At 43.1% G+C, this 19,847-nt stretch carries 22 protein-coding genes; 2 read left to right on the top strand and 20 right to left on the bottom strand.

The genetic code is table 11. The features are described 5' to 3' along the window. Positions 1–100 precede the first annotated feature (100 nt). From ACIY14_RS08775 to cdaA, 8 genes are all read right to left on the bottom strand, one after another. Positions 101–1,972, bottom strand: coding sequence for an ABC-F family ATP-binding cassette domain-containing protein (locus tag ACIY14_RS08775; protein WP_409002299.1), 1,872 nt, complete (start codon positions 1,970–1,972; stop codon positions 101–103). Further along, positions 1,969–3,168 (bottom strand): CCA tRNA nucleotidyltransferase, encoded by a 1,200-nt coding sequence (locus ACIY14_RS08780; RefSeq protein WP_409002300.1) that lies wholly within the window; start codon positions 3,166–3,168, stop codon positions 1,969–1,971. The genes ACIY14_RS08775 and ACIY14_RS08780 overlap by 4 nt, the downstream gene beginning before the upstream one ends. Then, positions 3,165–3,932 carry a 4-hydroxy-tetrahydrodipicolinate reductase gene (gene dapB, locus ACIY14_RS08785; protein WP_409002301.1) on the bottom strand — a complete coding sequence of 256 codons (768 nt, stop codon included), beginning with the start codon at positions 3,930–3,932 and terminating at the stop codon, positions 3,165–3,167. Before dapB ends, ACIY14_RS08780 begins: the two co-directional genes overlap by 4 nt. Positions 3,933–4,308: 376 nt before the next feature. After that, positions 4,309–5,157, bottom strand: coding sequence for a DegV family protein (locus ACIY14_RS08790; protein ID WP_409002302.1), 849 nt, complete (start codon positions 5,155–5,157; stop codon positions 4,309–4,311). 2 nt (positions 5,158–5,159) lie between these two features. Continuing rightward, a complete protein-coding gene (locus tag ACIY14_RS08795) occupies positions 5,160–5,534 on the bottom strand; it encodes a DUF1149 family protein (protein ID WP_001050095.1) in 375 nt (124 codons plus the stop codon). 73 nt (positions 5,535–5,607) lie between these two features. Then, positions 5,608–6,960 (bottom strand): phosphoglucosamine mutase, encoded by a 1,353-nt coding sequence (gene glmM / locus ACIY14_RS08800; protein ID WP_409002303.1) that lies wholly within the window; start codon positions 6,958–6,960, stop codon positions 5,608–5,610. A gap of 28 nt (positions 6,961–6,988) precedes the next feature. Beyond that, positions 6,989–7,771: a YbbR-like domain-containing protein gene (locus ACIY14_RS08805; RefSeq protein WP_001230922.1), complete on the bottom strand. Its 783-nt coding sequence runs from the start codon at positions 7,769–7,771 to the stop codon at positions 6,989–6,991. Continuing rightward, positions 7,758–8,615 carry a diadenylate cyclase CdaA gene (cdaA, locus tag ACIY14_RS08810; RefSeq protein WP_409002304.1) on the bottom strand — a complete coding sequence of 286 codons (858 nt, stop codon included), beginning with the start codon at positions 8,613–8,615 and terminating at the stop codon, positions 7,758–7,760. Before cdaA ends, ACIY14_RS08805 begins: the two co-directional genes overlap by 14 nt. Positions 8,616–8,751: 136 nt before the next feature. On the opposite strand from cdaA, the gene ACIY14_RS08815 reads away from it, so the two are divergent. Then, positions 8,752–9,720, top strand: coding sequence for an NAD(P)/FAD-dependent oxidoreductase (locus ACIY14_RS08815; RefSeq protein WP_409002305.1), 969 nt, complete (start codon positions 8,752–8,754; stop codon positions 9,718–9,720). Positions 9,721–10,170: 450 nt separating this feature from the next. On the opposite strand, the gene whiA is transcribed toward ACIY14_RS08815, so the two are convergent. The 9 genes from whiA to ACIY14_RS08860 all read right to left on the bottom strand — a co-directional run bounded on the left by whiA (position 10,171) and on the right by ACIY14_RS08860 (position 17,230). Continuing rightward, entirely contained in the window at positions 10,171–11,082 is a 912-nt protein-coding gene (gene whiA, locus ACIY14_RS08820; RefSeq protein ID WP_409002306.1) for a DNA-binding protein WhiA, read from the bottom strand. Further along, positions 11,079–12,056 carry a YvcK family protein gene (locus ACIY14_RS08825; protein WP_409002307.1) on the bottom strand — a complete coding sequence of 326 codons (978 nt, stop codon included), beginning with the start codon at positions 12,054–12,056 and terminating at the stop codon, positions 11,079–11,081. Before ACIY14_RS08825 ends, whiA begins: the two co-directional genes overlap by 4 nt. Continuing rightward, the gene (gene rapZ, locus ACIY14_RS08830; RefSeq protein ID WP_409002308.1) at positions 12,053–12,943 is read right to left on the bottom strand and encodes an RNase adapter RapZ; all 891 of its coding nucleotides are present in this window, start codon (positions 12,941–12,943) and stop codon (positions 12,053–12,055) included. The genes ACIY14_RS08825 and rapZ overlap by 4 nt, the downstream gene beginning before the upstream one ends. Positions 12,944–12,994: 51 nt before the next feature. Then, positions 12,995–13,375, bottom strand: a complete 381-nt coding sequence (locus ACIY14_RS08835; RefSeq protein WP_001140420.1) for a RidA family protein — start codon at positions 13,373–13,375, stop codon at positions 12,995–12,997. A 9-nt stretch (positions 13,376–13,384) separates the two neighbouring features. Then, the gene (gene yihA, locus ACIY14_RS08840; RefSeq protein WP_409002309.1) at positions 13,385–13,972 is read right to left on the bottom strand and encodes a ribosome biogenesis GTP-binding protein YihA/YsxC; all 588 of its coding nucleotides are present in this window, start codon (positions 13,970–13,972) and stop codon (positions 13,385–13,387) included. 8 nt (positions 13,973–13,980) lie between these two features. Further along, positions 13,981–15,213 carry an ATP-dependent Clp protease ATP-binding subunit ClpX gene (gene clpX, locus ACIY14_RS08845; protein WP_002874765.1) on the bottom strand — a complete coding sequence of 411 codons (1,233 nt, stop codon included), beginning with the start codon at positions 15,211–15,213 and terminating at the stop codon, positions 13,981–13,983. 201 nt (positions 15,214–15,414) lie between these two features. Continuing rightward, the gene (locus ACIY14_RS08850) at positions 15,415–15,921 is read right to left on the bottom strand and encodes a dihydrofolate reductase (protein ID WP_000162308.1); all 507 of its coding nucleotides are present in this window, start codon (positions 15,919–15,921) and stop codon (positions 15,415–15,417) included. Between the two features lie 118 nt (positions 15,922–16,039). After that, the gene (cmk, locus tag ACIY14_RS08855; RefSeq protein ID WP_409002310.1) at positions 16,040–16,714 is read right to left on the bottom strand and encodes a (d)CMP kinase; all 675 of its coding nucleotides are present in this window, start codon (positions 16,712–16,714) and stop codon (positions 16,040–16,042) included. 9 nt (positions 16,715–16,723) lie between these two features. Further along, positions 16,724–17,230, bottom strand: a complete 507-nt coding sequence (locus ACIY14_RS08860; RefSeq protein ID WP_001040924.1) for an SAG1386/EF1546 family surface-associated protein — start codon at positions 17,228–17,230, stop codon at positions 16,724–16,726. Positions 17,231–17,275: 45 nt separating this feature from the next. On the opposite strand from ACIY14_RS08860, the gene ACIY14_RS08865 reads away from it, so the two are divergent. Beyond that, complete coding sequence (locus ACIY14_RS08865; RefSeq protein ID WP_162278996.1) at positions 17,276–17,479, top strand: ferredoxin; 204 nt, start codon at positions 17,276–17,278, stop codon at positions 17,477–17,479. 82 nt (positions 17,480–17,561) lie between these two features. Here ACIY14_RS08865 and ACIY14_RS08870 read toward each other — a convergent pair whose 3' ends face one another. The 3 genes from ACIY14_RS08870 to ACIY14_RS08880 are packed head-to-tail and all read right to left on the bottom strand — an operon-like array spanning position 17,562 to position 19,841. Beyond that, positions 17,562–18,545 (bottom strand): glycosyltransferase family 2 protein, encoded by a 984-nt coding sequence (locus ACIY14_RS08870; protein WP_409002311.1) that lies wholly within the window; start codon positions 18,543–18,545, stop codon positions 17,562–17,564. Next, the gene (gene galE / locus ACIY14_RS08875) at positions 18,529–19,548 is read right to left on the bottom strand and encodes a UDP-glucose 4-epimerase GalE (RefSeq protein ID WP_409002312.1); all 1,020 of its coding nucleotides are present in this window, start codon (positions 19,546–19,548) and stop codon (positions 18,529–18,531) included. The genes ACIY14_RS08870 and galE overlap by 17 nt, the downstream gene beginning before the upstream one ends. Next, on the bottom strand, positions 19,527–19,841 hold the full coding sequence (locus ACIY14_RS08880) for a hypothetical protein (protein WP_409002313.1): 315 nt from the start codon (positions 19,839–19,841) through the stop codon (positions 19,527–19,529). The genes galE and ACIY14_RS08880 overlap by 22 nt, the downstream gene beginning before the upstream one ends. Between the last annotated feature and the right edge of the window lie 6 nt (positions 19,842–19,847).

Below are 19,847 nucleotides of genomic sequence, written 5' to 3' on the forward strand. Positions count from 1 at the left end.
TATCTTCATAACTCAATTTCATAATAAAACACCCCAAAAGTTAGATTTTTTCTGTCTAACTTTTGGGGTGCAGTTCAAATAACAGGATTTTTCTATTCACCTAACTATCAAAGTCACTTAGGTATTCATAGCGTTCGTATTTTTCAAGGAGTGCTTCGTTTTTCTCATCCAGTTCTTTTTGGAGAGTCGCTAGTTTACCAAAGTCAGAGCCATTTGCCTGCATTTCTTCTTCAATAGCAGCGATACGACCTTCCAATGTTTCAATATCGCCTTCAATGCTTGCCCACTCCTGCTTTTCTTGGTAGGTCATACGTTTCTTGTCTTCACGTACCTTGACCACTTTCTCCTTTTCTGCCTTTTGAACTTGACTTGCTGTTTCTGCTTCAAAAGCTTTTTCGTCAAGGTAATCAGTGTAATGGCCAAAGAAAGGACGAATCTTGCCATCCTCAAAAGCAAGAATCTTAGTTGCTACCTTATCCAAGAAATAGCGGTCATGGCTAACTGTCAAGACAGGCCCTGCAAAGCTCTGCAAGAAATTCTCCAAAACTGTCAAAGTTACAATATCCAAATCATTGGTTGGCTCGTCCAGGAGAAGAACATTTGGTTTTTCCAAGAGTAATTTGAGGAGATAAAGGCGTTTTTTCTCGCCACCAGACAATTTCTCAATCAAGGTTCCATGCGTCGAACGCGGAAAGAGGAACTGCTCCAGCAACTCAGCGATGGAAGTCGTGGAACCACCACTAGTCTTGACCTCCTCTGCCACTTCCTGCAGGTAATTGATAACGCGCTTGCTTTCATCCAGGCCATCAATTTGTTGAGAGAAATAGGCGATACAAACGGTTTCCCCAATCACAACTTGCCCTGCTGTCGGCTCAAGACTTCCTGCGATGAGGTTAAGCAAAGTTGACTTCCCCACACCGTTGTCCCCAACGATACCGATACGGTCTTTAGCTTGCACCAAGAGATTAAAATCTTGCAATATTGGCTTATTCTCATAAGCAAAGGAAACATCTTTAAACTCGATGACTTTTTTCCCAATCCGACTGGTTTCAAAGTTCATGGTCAAGTCTGCCTCAGCAACGCCGCCTGAAACTTCTTTTTTCAAGTCATGGAAACGATTGATACGAGCCTGCTGCTTGGTCGCACGCGCTTGCGGTTGTCTGCGCATCCAGGCTAATTCTTGCTTATAGAGTTGTTCTTTTTTGTGGAGAAGTGCTACGTCACGCTCATCCTGCTCTGCTTTGAGGCGAACATAATCCTGATAATTTCCCTGATACTCGGTCAAGCCTGCTCGGTCCAACTCGAAAATCCGCGTTGATAGTGCATCTAGAAAATAGCGATCGTGGGTGATAAAGAGGACGGTTTTCTTGGAATTTTTCAAAAAAAGGGTCAGCCATTCAACGGTCGCAATGTCTAGGTGATTGGTTGGCTCGTCCAGAAGCAAGAGATCGTGGTTGCCAAGAAGAACTTGCGCCAACTGAACCCTTCTTCTCAGACCACCTGACAATTCACCAACTGGAGTCGATAAGTCCTGAATACCCAACTTGCTGAGAACCGTCTTGACCTGGCTTTCAATTTCCCAAGCTTGGAGAGAATCCATCTCTGCTATAACACGTTCCAAACGAGCCTGCTTATCCTCACTGTAGTTGAGCATGATCAATTCATACTCACGAATGAGCTGAATTTCCTTGAGGTCGCTGGAAAGAACCGTATCCAAGACCGTCTTGCTATCATCAAAGTCTGGATTCTGGGTCAAGTAACCAATCTTGTAGTCATTCTTAGTGGAAAAAGGGCTGACGTCCCCATCAAAGCCAGAAGTGCCAGAAAGGACGTCCAAAAGGGTTGTCTTACCCGTTCCATTAACACCAATCAGACCAATTCTATCCAAATCATGGATAATAAAGGAAATATCCTTAAAAACGGTCTTGTCACCAACGGATTTGCTTAGTTTTTCAACGATAAAATCACTCATTTTTTCTCCCTCAGGTAAGCATGGATTGCTTGACGATCATTTTCCAACTCTCCATCGACAATGGCAAACTCAATCTCTGTTAAAATCTCTCCCAAGTCTGGTCCTGGCTGGTAACCATATTCCTTAATCAGAACTCCTCCGTTAATCTGGATTTCTTTCTTATCATGAATGGTCAAACTCTGGTAAGTTTCTGTGATGGCTTGTGGGTTGACTTCTTTCCCTTGAGCCTGACGAAGACTTTCAGCTTGTAGAAGAGAATCCAAGTCAAAGCGGTAACAATCGCGCTTGCTCAACTCTCCTTCTTCTCGCAAAGCCAAAATAGTCAGCAAATCCTGTACTTGCTTGGCAAACTGGCGTGAGGTTTTCCAAGCTTTCAAAAATGGCTGTGCATCTTTAATCTCCAAAGCCCACAAGAGGGCCGCCCAGGCTTGTTCGGAAGACTCAAAGGTGAAATCCGCCTCTAAATCAAACAATTTTTGAAGCTTTTCTCGACTGGCTGCCATATCAGGGAGATAATCATAAGCTTGACTCTCAATCATGGAAGACAGACCAACTCGCCAAAAAGGTGCCAGCAAGAGTTTATCAAACTCAACGAAGGTGCGCTCCACAGAAATTTTCTCCAAGAGGGGTGTCAAAGTCTTCATCGCCACAAAAGTTTCTGACTCAAGTTTAAAACCAAGACTGGCCTGAAAACGGAAACCACGCATAATACGCAAAGCATCTTCGTTGAAACGTTCACTAGCCACTCCAACTGCTCGCAAGACTTGGTTTTTCAAATCTTCTAAACCATGGAACAAATCAATGATTTCGCCTGTTTCATCCAAGGCAAAAGCATTGACTGTAAAATCACGACGCTTGAGGTCCTCTTCTAGCGAACGCACAAAGGAAACCGCACTGGGTCTACGATAGTCCACATAGACATCCTCTGTTCGAAAGGTTGTTACCTCATACTCCTCGTCCCCATCTAGGACCAAGACGGTTCCGTGCTCGATTCCGATGTCAGCTGTGCGAGGGAAAATCTGCTTGGTTTCTTCTGGATAAGAAGACGTCGCGATATCCACATCGTGGATGGGACGATTGAGGAGGGCATCTCTGACGGAGCCCCCAACAAAATAGGCCTCAAAGCCTGCTTCTTTAATTTTTTCTAATACTGGTAAAGCCTTCTGAAATTCAGAAGGCATTTGCGTTAATCTCATAATAGGTGTTCTAATCCATAGACAAGCTCATGACGCTTGACAACTTCTTTGATTCCCAAATTGACCCCTGTCATGAAGGAGCTGCGATCATAGGAGTCATGACGGAGGGTCAATCCTTCTCCCTGATTTCCAAAAATGACTTCCTGATGAGCTACCAATCCTGGTAGACGGACTGAGTGGATTCGCATACCTTCAAAGTCAGCTCCACGAGCTCCTGCAAGCAGTTCCTCCTCATCAGGCGCACCTTGTTGGATAGACTCTCGAACTTCTGCCATCAACTCAGCTGTTTTAATGGCTGTTCCACTCGGAGCATCTTTTTTCTTGTCATGATGGAGCTCGATAATCTCCACATTTGGGAAATATTTGGCAGCCTGGGCCGCAAATTGCATAAGCAAGACCGCACCCAAGGCAAAGTTAGGGGCAATCAAGCCACCCAAATCTTGTTCACGGGAAAATGCTTTTAGTTCTGCAATTTCTTCACTAGTGAAGCCTGTTGTTCCAACCACTGGAGCAAAGCCATTTTCAAGAGCAAAGCGTGTATTTTCGTAGGCAACAGCTGGTGTGGTGAAATCCACCCAGACATCCGCTTCAAATCCAGCCAAGGCTGCCTTATCATTGAAGACAGGAATACCTTTCCATTCTGATTCAGACTCAAAAGGATCCAAAACTGCCACCAAGTCCAAGTCAGGATCAGCCAAGACCATCTGACAGGCAGCTTGGCCCATCTTCCCCTTAAAACCGGCAATAATCACTCGAATACTCATCTCTACTCCTGACTAAGATACAAAGGACGTTAGCTGCCCATGAAAAATAGGGAATGGCGCTGACTTTCCATGAAAGGCAAGACAGACATCTTTTTTCAAGAGGCAGGTAGGCCGTGTTCAATTGCTAAGATACAAAGCCTGTAAGAACACAAAGTGAAAATAGGAGTTCTGATCAAGGAGCGTATACTCCTTGGAAGAACTATCTTTTTCACACAGGGTTCCAGGCGTGTTCAATTATCAAGATACAAAGGACGTTAGCTACCCATGAAAAATAGGGAATGACGCTGACTTTCCACGAGGGGCAAGACAGGCATCTTTTTTCAAGAGGCAGGCAGTCCGTGTTCAATTACTATGATATAAAGCTTGTAAGAACAATCTAGACGATTGGCGTATAGCTTAAAGCGATACTACCTTCTCCAAGGTGGGTTCCAATGACACTACCAAAGGTTGCGATTGGAATTTCAGAAGTCACACCACTCTCCATCAAAAGCTGACGTAAGCCCGCTGCCTTTTGAGGAGCATTGCCATGTATGACTGTGATACGGTAATTCCCATCTTTTGTCGACTCTTTGATGATTTCCACCAAACGTTTGATTGCCTTCTTTTCTGTACGAACTTTTTCGTAAACTTCAATCACACCTTGGTCATTGAAATAAAGAATGGGCTTGATGCTAAGGAGATTCCCTAAGATGGCTGCCCCATTTGACAGACGTCCCCCCTTAACCAAGTGGTCGAGGTCATCTACTATGATAAAGGCTGAATTATCAGCAATTTGAAGTGCTAATTTCTCCTGAATCTGGGCAAAATCATCGCCCTGTTCTGCCCATTCAAAGGCACTCTCTACCATAAATCCTAGAGGGGAACTTGTGATATGGGTATCTGGAAAGGCTATGGTCAAGCCATCATACTCATCCAACATGTATTGGATATTCTGATAAAAACCTGAAATCCCTGACGAAAGAAAGAGTCCCAAAACATGGGTATAACCTTGTCCTTTCAAGGAACTTAGAATCTCATCCAATTTGGCAATATTTGGTTGACTAGTTTTAGGCAATTCTGCAGACTGAGCCATTTTTTGATAAAATTCCTCAGCAGTCAGATTGGCACCTTCAACATACTCCTCCCCATCAATATTGACAGGAATATCCAAGATAAATAGATTCTCTCTTTGCAGCGTCTTCTCCTCTAAATAGGCTGAAGAATCTGTAATGACAGCTAATTTCATGACTAAAACTCCAAATTGATCCCTGGAAGATCCAAGGCGATTTCTGTTACTTCATACGTCAAACGGTTGAGCATGTTCAAGCATGGACGTGCCAAGGTTTCAACTTCTTCTTGGTTAAATTCACTTGGTTCGTTAACAATACGACCTTCCACATGGTTAACTTGAGAAATCGTTCCACTGATAACAAATTTGTCAAAGACAATCATAAAGCTCAAGATAACAACTAGCGAGGTTACTTGGTTTTCTTGGTCGTATTGGAGCAACTGGAAATTCACGTCTACCTTGGTTTCAGGAGCCCCATTTTCATTTTCCCATTCAAAGTTACGAGCATCAAAGTGATACTGGCTAACAAATTCTTGTTCTCGTTTAAGATTCATTTCTCTCTCCCATTGCTACAATTTACTATGCAATTGTACCACATTTTTATCATTTCATCTAGTTTTCTAGGCTTTAGTCAATACCGATCTCATCTTTAACAACAGTAGCAATCGTATCTACATAGTAATTGACTTCTTCTGTTGTAGGTGCCTCTGCCATAACTCGCAAGAGAGGTTCGGTACCACTTGGGCGAACAAGGATACGGCCGTTTCCTGCCATTTCTCCTTCCATCTTTTCGATGATTGCCTTGATGGCTGGTACTTCCATGGCTTTTTCTTTCATGGCATTTTCCACTCGGATATTGACCAGTTTTTGTGGGTAAATCGTTACTTCTGATGCCAGTTGAGACAAGGTTTTACCGGTTTCCCGTATAACTTTTGTTAATTGAACGGCAGTTAACTGTCCATCACCTGTCGTATTGTAATCCATCAAGATAACGTGACCAGACTGTTCACCGCCAAGGTTATAGCCTGATTTTCTCATTTCTTCGACGACATAGCGGTCACCAACTGCAGTGACTGCCTTATTGATGCCTGCGCTGTCCAAGGCCTTATGAAAACCAAGGTTAGACATAACGGTTGTTACGATAGTATTTTGGGCTAACTGACCTTTTTCAGAAAGGTATTTCCCGATGATATACATGATCTTATCACCATCAACGATGTCGCCATTTTCATCAACAGCAATCAAACGGTCACTGTCTCCGTCAAAGGCCAAACCAATAGCTGACCCACTTTCTTTGACCACTCCTTGAAGGGCTTCTGGGTGTGTAGAACCCACATTCAAGTTGATATTAAGACCATCTGGTGTTTCGCCAATAACTGTCAACTGAGCACCAAGATCAGCAAAAATCTGACGGGCACTTGTAGACGCTGCACCGTTTGCTGTGTCCAAGGCCACTTTCATTCCTTCAAGAGGAGTTCCAGTTGAAACAAGGTAGCCCTCGTACTTACGCAAACCTTCTGGATAGTCCACCAAGGTTCCTAAACCTTCTGCACTTGGACGAGGAAGAGTATCTTCAGCAGCATCTAGCAAGGCTTCGATTTCTGCTTCTTTTTCATCATCAAGTTTGAAACCATCCCCACCAAAGAACTTAATTCCATTATCAAGGGCTGGGTTGTGGCTAGCGGAAATCATGACACCTGCACTGGCTCCCTCAGTTTTGACCAAATAAGCTACTGCTGGTGTTGCAAGGACACCAAGTTTGTAGACGTGAATCCCTACAGAGAGGAGACCTGCCACCAAGGCAGATTCTAGCATTTCTCCTGAGATACGTGTATCGCGTCCTACAAAGACTTTAGGGGCTTCCGTTTCATGTTGACTGAGGACATAACCACCAAAACGGCCTAGTTTAAAAGCCAATTCTGGTGTCAGTTCTACGTTTGCTTCTCCACGGACTCCATCGGTCCCAAAATATTTACCCATTTTATTTATCATCCTTTTCTATTATTTATTATTGTTTAGACGAATCTGATTTTGTTTCTGAACTCGTTGAAGACGAACTGCCTTCTGAGGAACTTGTTGACGAGTTACTTGAACTAGACGTTGCTGTTTTTGTTGTAATTTTCATAGTTGTGTCAAATGGCATAATGACGCTTGGTAAGACATTTCCATTTTTATCGACTGCTTGTAGAGGAACAGAGGACGAGTAGTTTCCAGTTATCCGTTCACTCGTCGGTAAGATGGCAATAACACGATCTACTTTGGAGAGGGTTTCCTCATCACTAATAACCGTTACTTTTTCATCTGATACAGTAACTGTATCGATTTTCACGCGAGAATCAATCTGACTAGGGTCAATCTCCGGCACAACAATGACATTGTCTCGTTTTGCTTTTTTACCGACCTTCACTGTTATCTTTTGCGGTGTTGCAACAGCCGTCAAACCACTCGGAAGATTTTCAATGGTTAGAGGAACTTCGATGGTTCCTACACTGGCATCAGAAAGATCAGCCGTCACCTTAAATTTGCGGGTACTTTCCTGCATCTCACTCGCCAAAGCAACTCTGTTTGACCCTGTTAGAAAGACCGTCACCTCAGATGTAAAACCACTGATAAAATACTGATCGCTGTCATACTGAATATCAATTGGGACATTAAGAACTGTGTTTGTATAAGTCTCCGTCCGCACCTGTCTGGCACTGTTGCTATTCTGATAGTTTGTCAATGTTGCATAGATAAAGAGAATGCAGGCGAAAAAGAAGGAAGAAATGATGTATAGACTATTTTTTCTCATGTTTCAATCCTCCTAGCAAACGCTCTTTCAGACCTTGCTTTTTCTCTGATTTTGGAAGTAAGATTCTTCTCAATTCAGATTCAAACTCTTCCAAGGTCAAATCGTGCTTAAAGACTCCATTATAGGTGATGGAGATTCCACCCGTTTCTTCCGAAACCACAAAGGTAAGAGCATCTGATACTTCCGACAAACCAATCGCCGCCCTGTGACGCGTTCCAAACTCCTTAGAAATCCCAGTATCTTCAGTCAAGGGTAGATAGGCTGAAGTTACGGCAATCCGGTCTTCCTTGATAATGACAGCACCATCATGCAAGGGAGTATTGGGAATGAAAATATTGATAAGCAATTCAGCCGAAATTTTAGCATCTAAAGGGATCCCTGTCGAGATGTATTCCTGCAAGGTTCTTACACGCTGCACCGCTATCAGAGCACCAATCTTACGAGGACTCATGTATTCAACTGATTTCACAAATGCACGAACCATCTGCTCTTCCGCACTGATAGGGGCATTGGAGAAGAAATCAGTAGCCCGGCCCAATCGCTCCAAACCAGTCCGAATCTCTGGTGAAAAGATAACCACCGCTGCAATCACCCCGTAGGTGATGATCTGATTGATCAACCAGGAAATAGTCGTTAAACCAATCATATTGGAAAGAATCTGGGCTAGAATAAAAACTAAGACTCCACGGACCAATATCATAATCTTGGTGCCTGCAATAGCTTTAGTAAAATGATATAAAATATAAGTCACAATGAGAATATCAATCAGATTGGTGACTATACTCCAAGGACTTGAAAACAAACTCGTCCAGTATTGTAAATTGGATAATTGTTGAAAATTCATCCTTGGCCTCCTCCCTGTCAAAACACTTTACTCATCATTATACCATTTTTTGCCCATTTTTTCCCTATCCTACCTCATTTTAAATTAAGCAAAAATATGATAAAATAAACTGACTAGAAAAAACAAAGGAGAAATCATGTCTCAACTCTATGATATTACCATTGTAGGTGGCGGTCCTGTCGGGCTCTTTGCTGCCTTTTACGCCCACCTACGCCAAGCCAAAGTCCAAATCATCGACTCTCTTCCCCAGCTCGGTGGTCAACCAGCCATCCTCTACCCTGAAAAGCAAATCCTTGATGTGCCAGGTTTTCCAAACTTAACCGGAGAAGAGTTGACCAATCGCTTGATTGAACAGCTAAACGGCTTTGATACCCCTATTCATCTCAATGAAACCGTTCTTGAGATTGAAAAACAAGATCAAGGATTTGCCATTACAACCTCTAAAGGTAGCCACCTGACTAAAACAGTTATCATTGCCATGGGTGGTGGCGCCTTCAAACCACGTCCGCTCGAATTAGATGGCGTTGAAAACTATGAAAATATCCACTACCACGTTTCCAATATCCAACAATACGCTGGGAAGAAAGTAACCATCCTTGGTGGGGGAGACTCAGCTGTGGACTGGGCTCTAGCTTTTGAAAAAATTGCGCCAACTACCCTTGTTCACCGTCGAGATAACTTCCGTGCCTTGGAACACAGTGTGCAAGCTCTACAAGAATCATCTGTAACCATCAAGACACCGTTCGTTCCTAGCCAACTTATCGGAGATGGAAAAACACTCGACAAACTAGAAATCACCAAAGTCAAATCAGATGATGCCGAAACTATCGAAGTAGACCATCTCTTTGTCAACTATGGTTTCAAATCATCTGTCGGCAATCTTAAAAATTGGGGTCTGGATCTCAACCGTCACAAGATTATCGTCAATAGCAAGCAAGAATCTAGCCAAGCAGGTATCTATGCTATCGGCGACTGCTGCTACTATGAAGGAAAGATTGATTTGATTGCGACAGGACTGGGGGAAGCTCCAACAGCTGTTAACAATGCCATCAACTACATCGACCCTGACCAAAAAGTGCAACCAAAACACTCAACAAGTTTATAAGAAAAGAACCACGGATCAACGATTCGTGGTTTTGTAATGGATTTATATTATTTGCAACGTGTAAATCCCCTAGAAATATTATAAAGGCTACTTTGATTGTAGAAAAAGAGACTGAATTAAGACAAAAGCCCCAACATTGAATTGGGACTAAAGATTATAGGCGGACGGATTTCAACCGTCATCTTGATAATAGCACATGCTTCAATAGCTAGGTACTACTAAATTTAGTGTACCCTCGCTAAATCCATCACTTTCCAACGGTGCTATACCATGTTTTCACTCGTAAACTACTACCCTACTTATTTAGTTCTATTGTACCAAGAATTAAGAGCTTTTACAACTATTTTCATATCCCTAGAATTCAAAGTATGAGCACACCCTTCTTTTTATCAAATTTGTACCCGTAAGCACATATAGAAGTTAGAAATCCGCTTATCTTATGTTCTCTCTTCATAACTCATCCGCAATCTTGTTTATTTTTCTAAGTCTGTGGTTGACACCACTCTTGGTCAGGGGATTGCTCAGGCTATCTGCCAACTGCTGGATAGAGTAGTCTGGGTGCCGGATTCGCAACTGAGCCACCTCCTGCAAATCCACTGGTAGATTTTCTAGACCCATTCTATCTTTGATTTTACTGATATTATTGATAGTCTTCATGCTGGCAGAAACTGTCCGAGCGATATTGGCTGTTTCAGCGTTATTGGCTCGATTGAGATCATTACGGGTTTCACGCAAAATTTTGACGCGCTCAAAGTTGTCACGCGCCTGCATAGCCCCAATCACAATCAAGAAATCCATGATGTCCTCTGCACGCTGGAGATAGGTAACCGCACCTTTCTTTCGCTCAATAACCTTGGCATCCAGTAAAAATTGCTGGAGGAGAGAGGCCAGTCCTTGGGCATGGTCCAGATAAACAGAACTGATTTCTAGCTGGTATTTGCCAGACTCAGGATCACGTATACTTCCATTTGCCAGAAAGGCCCCACATAAGTAAGCACGACCAGCTTCTTCATCTGCTAAGATATCGGGATCAATACCCGTCTCCAAACCAAAGAAGGAATCCGCAAGTCGCAAATCAGCTAAAAGTTCCTGCACCCTCTCATCGGTATAGACCGTGTAGACACGGTTCTTGCGAAGATTGCTTCTCTGATGGTGACGAATCTCTGACTTGATTTCATAAAAATGGAGAAAGGACTCATAAAGGTGTCGAGCTAACTTAGCATTTTCAGTCACGACGGACAAGGTCAAGCCCGAAATCGAGAGACCAATACTACCAGACATCTTGATGATGGCTGATAATTCATGACGACTGAGATGGTGTTGACCAAGAATTTCCTCTTTTACTGCAACTGTAAAACTCATTTTCTCACCTGTATGATGCGCATCAATTCGTCTACAATCAAATCCCCATCATGGAAGGCTCCTCCATTCTCCAAACGAAGGAAGTTGGAAGAAATCACACGAGGGACCTGTTTGCAGAGGCCAGCAAAATCATGTTCCACCTGTACCAAATACTCATCGAAACGGTTGGTATTCATGTATTCTCTAGGAACCTTTTCAATATTGACCAAGACCGTATCAATAAAAGGCCGACCTAAGTGTCGATGGAGGACTTCCACGTGGTCACTGTCTGAAAAGTGCTCTGTTTCCCCACGCTGGGTCATGATATTGCAGACATAGGCGATCTCCGCCTTGGTCTCCAAGAGAGCCTGCCCAATCTCCTCAATGACAATATTGGGCAAAATCGATGTAAAGAGGGAACCAGGCCCCAAGACGATCATATCACTCTCGAGAATGGTAGTAACCACTCGACGGCTGGCTTGCGGTGTTTCATCATCCAGAGTATTGGTCACATAGACATGGTCAATCATACCTGGATGGTCAGCAATATGACTCTCCCCGGCCACCTCTGAACCGTCTTTAAAGACGGCATGTAAGGTCAAGGGATGGTCACTTGAAGGGTAAATCTTTCCTGTTGTGTGGAAAAAGAGACTTAGCAGTTGCATAGCATTATAAGTGGACCCCTGCATTTCAGAGAGCCCTGCTATGATGATATTCCCTAGTGGATGACCCGCAAAAGCACCAGCATCTTCTGAAAATCGGTACTGGAAAACCTTCTCATAAAACTTAGGCATATCTGACATGGCTACCAAGACATTGCGAAGATCACCTGGTGGTGTCAGCTGTTGGATATTCTTTCTTAGCTCACCAGAAGATCCACCATCATCAGCTACCGTTACGATAGCAGCGATATCAACATCCTTTTCTCGCAAACTTTTCAAAATGACGGGGATACCTGTTCCTCCACCAATCACCGTTATTTTTGGTTTTCTCATGAACGGTTTACCGTTTCCTTTCTTCGGTCTTTGTCACGATGGCTTTCATTGACAGGCCAGTTTTTAGCAAGGTCCTCAGCAATTCGTTTGGCAAAGGCAACACTACGGTGCTGTCCACCTGTACATCCTACTGCGATAGTTAAAACAGACTTGCCTTCTTTTTTGTAACTTGGCAAAATGGGTTCAATCAAGGCGAGTAAGTGCTGATAGAAACTTTCCGATTCTGCATGTTTCATGACATAGTTGTAGACAGGCTCATCCATCCCCGTTTGATTACGCAGTTCTGGTAGGTAATAGGGATTTGGCAAAAAACGGACATCAAATACTAAGTCCGCATCGATAGGGATACCATACTTGAATCCAAAAGACATGACCTCGATACGGAAAGACTGGGCTTGTTCTTGGTCTGAAAATTGCTCTGCAATGGTTTTACGAAGTTCACGCGGAGTAAGTTCTGTCGTATCCACCACATTTTGGATCATGTTTTTCAAAGGTGCCAAGAGTTCACGTTCCAGCTTGATGCCATCTAAAATCCGACCATCTGCAGCAAGTGGGTGGCTCCGTCTAGTTTCCTTATAGCGTGCCACCAATTCCTTATCTGCTGCGTCTAAAAAGAGAATTTTGAAATCCAAATCATCTTGGTTTTCCAATTCATCCAAAACTGCCTGAATCTCTGAAAAGAAGGAACGGCTACGCATGTCCACCACTAGTGCTAACTTATGGTCATCATCCTTGGTCTCAACCAACTGCAAGAACTTTGGCAAGAGGGCTGGTGGCATGTTGTCAATAGTGAAATATCCCAAATCTTCGAAGGACTGAATGGCTACCGTTTTCCCTGCACCACTCATCCCTGTCACAATCACCAGGTGAAGTTGTTTCTTTGTCATCTATCTCTCCTTATATCAAAAAAAGTTTGGCAGAGCCAAACTTCAACTAGCTTATCCAATCTCTGCGATCACTTCAATTTCGACTTTTACATCACGAGGAAGACGTGCAACCTCTACAGCTGAACGAGCTGGGAACTCCTCTTTGAAGGCCGTTTGGTAAACCTCATTAAAAGGTACAAAGTCGTTCATATCGCTCAAGAAGCAAGTTGTTTTGACAACGTGATCAAAGTCCGTTCCCGCTTCTGCCAAAATAGCACCAATGTTTTTCAAGACTTGTTCGGTCTGTTCTTGGATAGTCTCTCCTACAATTTCTCCAGTTTCAGGTGAAAGAGGAACTTGACCGCTAGCAAACAAAAGATTACCAACGATTTTCCCTTGGACATATGGTCCGATAGCCTTTGGAGCTTTGTCTGTATGAATTGTTTTTGCCATTTCTTTCCCTCACAATTTTTCTAATATTGCATTCCAAGCCTGATCCATCCCTGCCTTGCTGACAGATGAAAAGAGGATGAAGTCGTCACTTGGATCAAAATTTAATTTCTTTTTGATTGCTGATTCGTGCTTGTTCCATTTACCACGAGGAATCTTGTCAGCCTTGGTCGCAACGATGATGACCGGAATTTCATAATACTTGAGAAATTCGTACATCTGCACATCATCTGCTGATGGATCATGACGGAGGTCAACTAGGCTGACAACTGCACGGAGATTTTCCCGAGTCGTTAAGTACTCTTCAATCATGCGCCCCCACTTTTCACGTTCCTTTTTGGAAACGCGGGCGTAGCCATAACCAGGCACATCCACAAAACGCATCTTGTCGTCGATATTAAAGAAGTTAAGAAGCTGGGTTTTCCCAGGTTTCCCTGACGTACGAGCAAGATTCTTGCGGTTGAGCATGGTATTGATAAAGCTGGACTTCCCAACATTGGAGCGCCCTGCAAGGGCAATCTCTGGCAAGTCATCCTGCGGATAGTGGGACTTGTTGGCCGCACTGAGCAAGATTTTAGCATTGTGTGTATTGATTTCCATAGTCACCTCTAGGCTGTTTCTAGGATGGGTTTTTCCGTTCCATCGACAGCTTCTTTTGTGATGCGGACCAATTTCACATTTTCTTGACTTGGAACTTCAAACATAACGTCTAGCATGGTTTCTTCGATGATTGATCGAAGACCACGCGCACCAGTTTTGCGTTCGATAGCCTTATTTGCGATTTCTTGAAGAGCTTCGTCGTCAAATTCCAACTCGACATCATCATAAGAAAGCAAGGTTTGGTATTGTTTGACCAAGGCATTTCTTGGCTCTTTCAGGATGCGAACCAAGTCATCGACCGTCAATTGCTCAAGAGCAGCAAAGACAGGCAAGCGCCCAATCAACTCAGGGATAATCCCAAATTTTTGAATGTCTTCTGCAATGATTTCTTGCATGTAGGAGCTGTTTTCGTCAATCGCTTTATTGTTTTGTCCAAAACCGATGACTTTTTCTCCCAGACGTTGTTTAACGATTTCTTCGATACCATCAAAGGCACCACCTACGATGAAGAGGATATTTTTAGTGTCCACTTGAATCATCTCTTGTTGCGGATGTTTGCGTCCACCTTGAGGCGGTACGCTAGCGACAGTTCCCTCGATAATCTTGAGAAGGGCTTGTTGCACACCTTCACCAGAAACGTCACGTGTGATAGACACATTCTCGCTCTTCTTGGCAATTTTGTCAATTTCATCCACGTAGATAATCCCACGCTCTGCACGTTCGATGTTAAAGTCTGCAGCCTGCAAGAGTTTGAGGAGGATATTTTCCACGTCCTCACCCACATACCCAGCCTCAGTCAGAGCTGTCGCATCTGCAATGGCAAAAGGCACGTTCAAGCTCTTAGCCAAGGTCTGGGCCAAGAAAGTTTTCCCAGAACCCGTTGGGCCAATCATCAAGATGTTTGACTTCTGCAAATCCACATCTTCTGACTCTTCACGCGTATCATGGAAATTGATGCGTTTGTAGTGGTTGTATACAGCTACTGCCAAGGCACGTTTGGCACGATCCTGACCGATGACATAGTGGTTCAAGATATTGAGGAGCTCAATTGGTTTTGGTACTTCAGACAAGTCTGCCAAAACTTCCTCGGCCAACTCCTCCCGAATGATTTCCTGGGCCAACTCCACACATTCATTACAGATAAAGGCGTTGTTCCCAGCGATTATTTTCTTTACTTCTTCTTGGCTCTTGCCACAAAATGAGCAATAAACCATCATATCATTTTTCCTATTTGTAGGCATGATTTCCTTCCATTCTAATTTATCATTCTATCTAAAATAAGTTCATGTAAAAAGCATGAATACTGTTTACCAGATTGGTAAAAGCATTCAACCAGAGTAAGGCAGACAGTCCATAGCGCTTCTTACGAAAAGCCTGTGCTCCAGTCAAAATACAGATCACACACAAAAAAGCTGTGAAAAATCCAAATATACTGCGCTCCATTAGACTTCCTTTCTATCTCGGTATTCGATGGTAAAATCATAGTCGTTTTTCTCATCTCGGGTGTAAGATTTGCTTGCAACTGTTTCAAAACGAGACAAGTCAAACTCCTCAGGGAAATAGGTATCTCCTTCCACCTGAGCATGAATCTGTGTCACGATGATTTCATCTAAATAAGGCTCAAAAGCCTGAAAAATCTGCTTTCCGCCAATGATATAGAGATTTTTTTCCTGACTCTGATACCACGCTAAAACAGACTCCACATCTTGAAATACGAGCGCCCCATCTATGACTTCTTCGCTATTGCGCGTTAAAATCAGGGTTTGCCGTTTTGGAAGCAGACGACGTCCCATGCCATCAAAGGTCACTCGTCCCATCAGTATAGCATGATTTAAAGTCGTTTCCTTAAAATGTTGCAACTCTGCTGGCAAATGCCAAGGGAGACGATCTTCCTTCCCAATCACACCTTTTTCATCCTGGGCCCAAATGGCTATGATTTTCTTTGTCATGCTTCCGTCCTTTTTATTGATACTACTATTTTATCAAAATTCTCCCAAAAAGACTGTTTTGAAACGCGCGCAAAAGAGAGAAAAGGAGCAGGCATCATCTAGCCTGCTCCTCTCGTCCCTAGGACATATATTTTTTTGCTTCTGATTCAATTTTTTCGACCACTTCTTGGATACTTAGTCCAGTTGTGTCAAGATAAACTGCATCCTCAGCCTGCTTGAGAGGCGAGGCTTCACGATGACTATCCTTGTAGTCACGCGCCGCAATTTCTTCTTTCAGCGTTTCCAAATCAGTCTCAATCCCTTTAGCAATATTTTCCTTGTAACGACGCTCTGCTCTTTCTTCAACAGAAGCCACTAGGAAAATCTTGAGTTCAGCTCGTGGTAAAACAACTGTCCCAATATCACGCCCATCCATGACGATACCACCTTGCTGGGCAATCTCTTGCTGGAGCGAAACAAGTTTCTCACGCACTTCAGGAATGGCAGCAATGCTTGAAACCTTGTTGGTCACTTCATTTTCACGGATAGGATGAGTGATATCCACATCCCCTACAAAAACAAGTTGATCACCTGTTTCTGAACGTCCAAAACTAATAGGATGTTGATCAAGCAATTCCAAAAGTTGCTCTACTTTTCCTGCATCCAACTGGTTTTTGAGAGCTATATAAGTCGCAGCACGGTACATAGCGCCCGTATCGAGATAAGTATAACCAAAATCTTTAGCGACAATCTTTGCAACCGTACTCTTACCACTGGAAGCTGGACCATCAATAGCAATTTGAATTGTCTTCATTCCCGACTCCTATCTTGTCTTGATCACATCACCTGGATTGGCAAACCAAGATCCAGATGACATATGAGAAGGATTTAACGCTTCCAACTGGGCAATGGAAATCCCTGCACGCTGAGCAAGAGCTGCCTCACCCTCTCCAGGATGCACAGTGAGTGTTCCCTCCCCTTCTGTGTGTTCTTCTGAACTGCTCTCTGAAGGAGTTGTTTCAGAAGAAGATGTTTCTTCTACCTTGCTACTTGAAGATGACGATGCTTCTACTTTAGAACTTGAACTTGTAGAAGGAGACGATGTATCATAGAAGTCCTTCAAAGATGAAGTACGATTGCTTCCTCCGGTTGATAAGTAAATCAATACAACTACCATCGCTACAACGATCACAAAGAAGAGGCTAGCTAGAACTGTTAAGACACGATTCGCAACAGCGCCTTTTCCTTTTTGTTTACGGCGACGACGCTCTGATCTTGATTCTTCCTCACTATTTTCATAGATATCTTCTTGCCATGGTTCCTTTGCCATACCTTACTCCTTGTATTTTTTAAACTTTCTTATTACAATATAAATATGAAACTCACACTTATACCTGAACGGTGCATCGCCTGCGGGCTTTGCCAAACCTATTCTGAACTCTTTGATTACCATGATAATGGAATCGTTCGATTTTGCGATGATCCAGTTGAATTGCAAAGAGAAATCGCTGAGAACAGCGATGTTCTGGAGGCCATCAAAAATTGTCCTACACGTGCACTTCTAAAAGATCCATCATAGTTTAAAAGGGAGATTGATTTTGTAGATTCTCTTTATCACTTTAATCCCTTCACCTACTAGTTTAGCATATTTCTAGGTAAAATTATAGTCTTTTCCGGTTATTTTTTCCTTCAAAAATAGAAAGATCACTTTTTTCTTTGATGAGGTAGAGTGGTCTTTTTTTGGTTTCCAGGTAAATCTTACTGATATACTTGCCCAGAATCCCAATAGTCAGAAGTTGAATCCCCCCAAGAAAGAGAATGACAGCCATCAGAGAGGTCCAGCCAGATGTTGGATTTCCCAAGATAAGAGTCCGAAACACTACAAAAACAGTCATCATAAAAGAAATAAAACAAGATAGAAGTCCAGCTACAAAGGCTATACTCAAGGGGAAATCTGAAAAATTGAGAATCCCTTCAATCGAGTAGAAAAAGAGCTGTCTAAAACTCCAACTGGTCTTGCCAGCCTGTCGTTCAACGTTTGGATAATCAAGATAGTGCGTTTTAAAGCCCACCCAGGCAAAGAGCCCTTTAGAGAACCGATTGGACTCGGTCAGGGTTAAAATAGCATCTACCACAGACCTTCTCATCATCCGGAAATCACGGACGCCTGAGGGCAGAGCCACTGGGCTAATTTTTTGCATGAGGCGATAAAAAAGATCAGCACAGAAACTGCGAAAGAAGGGTTCTCCCTCCCGACTGGTTCTGCGCGTTCCAACACAGTCCAAGTTCGCATCCTGGTCTAGTAAGGTTTTCATCTCAAGTAGCATACTAGGAGGGTCCTGGAGGTCTGCATCCATCATGACCACCAGGTCCCCAGTCGCATACTGCAAACCTGCGTACAGAGCTGCCTCCTTCCCAAAATTTCGTGAGAACGAGATATAATGCACCGCAGGATTTTGCTCCCGATAAGCCTTCAAAAGCTCTAAGGTTCCATCGCTTGAGCCATCGTCTACAAAGACATACTCGACCTCTGCTCCCAGATCAGGAAGCAAATCTTCAACAGACTGATAAAAAAGAGGAAGTACTTCCTCTTCATTTAAACAGGGGACAATGATCGAAATCATTATCTTAGTCTTCAAATCCATTTGGATGCTTACTTTGCCAACGCCATGCGTCTTCACACATTTTCGTGATATCAAATTCTGCTTCCCATCCGAGTTCTGCTTTGGCTTTTGCAGGATCTGAATAGCAGGCAGCGATGTCTCCTGGTCGGCGTTCTACGATGCGGTAAGGAATAGGATGTCCCACTGCTTTTTCCATATTTTGAATAATTTCAAGAACAGAGTAGCCCTTGCCTGTTCCAAGGTTATAAATGTTAAGGCCAGACCCTTTTTGGATTTTTTGAAGAGCTGCAACGTGACCTTTGGCTAGGTCTACGACATGGATATAGTCACGAACACCAGTTCCATCTTCCGTATCGTAATCGTCTCCGAAGACTTGCACTTGCTCTAATTTTCCAACAGCTACCTGAGTCACATATGGTAAGAGATTGTTTGGAATTCCATTAGGATTTTCTCCTAAATCTCCACTCTCATGTGCTCCGATTGGGTTAAAGTAACGAAGCAAGACCACATTCCATTCTGAGTCTGCTTTGTAGATATCAGTCAAGATTTCTTCTAGCATGAGTTTGGTACGACCATACGGATTGGTCACTGAAAGTGGAAAATCTTCTAAGATTGGAACCGTGTGAGGATCTCCATATACTGTCGCAGAAGAACTGAAGATGATATTCTTACAGTTTGCTTCTTCCATAACCTTTAAAAGACTAATAGTTCCAGCGATATTGTTGTCATAGTAGGCAAGAGGGATACGTGTTGATTCACCTACAGCCTTCAAACCAGCAAAGTGAATCACACCTGTTGGCTCTTCTTGCTTGAAAATATCTCTGAGAGTATCAGTATCACGGATATCTGCCTCATAGAAAGGAATTTCAACTCCTGTGATTCTTTCAACAACTTCTAAACTTTTACGGTTGCTGTTGACAAGGTTATCCACTACAACCACTTGATGACCTGCTTGGATCAATTCAATAACAGTGTGGGTTCCGATAAAACCGGCACCACCTGTTACCAAAATCTTTTCTTGCATCTTTTTTCCTCGATTCTCGAATTATTTTTTCTTATTTTACCATTTTTGGTAGGGAATGTCATTTGCCATCCTAGAGGGGAGACTAAAATTTTAGTAAAATGCTTATACTCTTCGAAAATCTCTTCAAACAATGTCAGCTTCGCCTTGCCGTGGGTATGGTTACTGACTTCGTCAGTTCGATCCACAACCTCAAAGCCGTGCTTTGAGCTGACTTCATCAGTTCTGTCCACAGCCTCAAAGCCGTGCTTTGAGCAGCCTGCGGCTAGCTTCCTAGTTTGTTCTTTGATTTTCATTGAGTA

It is taken from the genome of Streptococcus sp. ST16 (assembly GCF_046098135.1).
In the GTDB taxonomy this organism is placed as follows: domain Bacteria; phylum Bacillota; class Bacilli; order Lactobacillales; family Streptococcaceae; genus Streptococcus.

Coding starts and splice junctions, on each gene's coding strand:
- rapZ (WP_409002308.1), bottom strand. CDS start 12,943: ATGACAAAGAAACAACTTCACCTGGTGATTGTGACAGGGATGAGTGGT.
- ACIY14_RS08795 (WP_001050095.1), bottom strand. CDS start 5,534: ATGAATCTTAAACGAGAACAAGAATTTGTTAGCCAGTATCACTTTGAT.
- ACIY14_RS08790 (WP_409002302.1), bottom strand. CDS start 5,157: ATGAAATTAGCTGTCATTACAGATTCTTCAGCCTATTTAGAGGAGAAG.
- whiA (WP_409002306.1), bottom strand. CDS start 11,082: ATGAGTTTTACAGTTGCAGTAAAAGAGGAAATTCTTGGTCAACACCAT.
- ACIY14_RS08775 (WP_409002299.1), bottom strand. CDS start 1,972: ATGAGTGATTTTATCGTTGAAAAACTAAGCAAATCCGTTGGTGACAAG.
- clpX (WP_002874765.1), bottom strand. CDS start 15,213: ATGCCTACAAATAGGAAAAATGATATGATGGTTTATTGCTCATTTTGT.
- ACIY14_RS08870 (WP_409002311.1), bottom strand. CDS start 18,545: ATGGATTTGAAGACTAAGATAATGATTTCGATCATTGTCCCCTGTTTA.
- ACIY14_RS08805 (WP_001230922.1), bottom strand. CDS start 7,771: ATGAGAAAAAATAGTCTATACATCATTTCTTCCTTCTTTTTCGCCTGC.
- ACIY14_RS08835 (WP_001140420.1), bottom strand. CDS start 13,375: ATGGCAAAAACAATTCATACAGACAAAGCTCCAAAGGCTATCGGACCA.
- galE (WP_409002312.1), bottom strand. CDS start 19,548: ATGCAAGAAAAGATTTTGGTAACAGGTGGTGCCGGTTTTATCGGAACC.
- ACIY14_RS08880 (WP_409002313.1), bottom strand. CDS start 19,841: ATGAAAATCAAAGAACAAACTAGGAAGCTAGCCGCAGGCTGCTCAAAG.
- ACIY14_RS08865 (WP_162278996.1), top strand. CDS start 17,276: ATGAAACTCACACTTATACCTGAACGGTGCATCGCCTGCGGGCTTTGC.
- yihA (WP_409002309.1), bottom strand. CDS start 13,972: ATGGAAATCAATACACACAATGCTAAAATCTTGCTCAGTGCGGCCAAC.
- dapB (WP_409002301.1), bottom strand. CDS start 3,932: ATGAGTATTCGAGTGATTATTGCCGGTTTTAAGGGGAAGATGGGCCAA.
- ACIY14_RS08780 (WP_409002300.1), bottom strand. CDS start 3,168: ATGAGATTAACGCAAATGCCTTCTGAATTTCAGAAGGCTTTACCAGTA.
- ACIY14_RS08815 (WP_409002305.1), top strand. CDS start 8,752: ATGTCTCAACTCTATGATATTACCATTGTAGGTGGCGGTCCTGTCGGG.
- ACIY14_RS08860 (WP_001040924.1), bottom strand. CDS start 17,230: ATGGCAAAGGAACCATGGCAAGAAGATATCTATGAAAATAGTGAGGAA.
- ACIY14_RS08825 (WP_409002307.1), bottom strand. CDS start 12,056: ATGAGAAAACCAAAAATAACGGTGATTGGTGGAGGAACAGGTATCCCC.
- ACIY14_RS08850 (WP_000162308.1), bottom strand. CDS start 15,921: ATGACAAAGAAAATCATAGCCATTTGGGCCCAGGATGAAAAAGGTGTG.
- cdaA (WP_409002304.1), bottom strand. CDS start 8,615: ATGAATTTTCAACAATTATCCAATTTACAATACTGGACGAGTTTGTTT.
- cmk (WP_409002310.1), bottom strand. CDS start 16,714: ATGAAGACAATTCAAATTGCTATTGATGGTCCAGCTTCCAGTGGTAAG.
- glmM (WP_409002303.1), bottom strand. CDS start 6,960: ATGGGTAAATATTTTGGGACCGATGGAGTCCGTGGAGAAGCAAACGTA.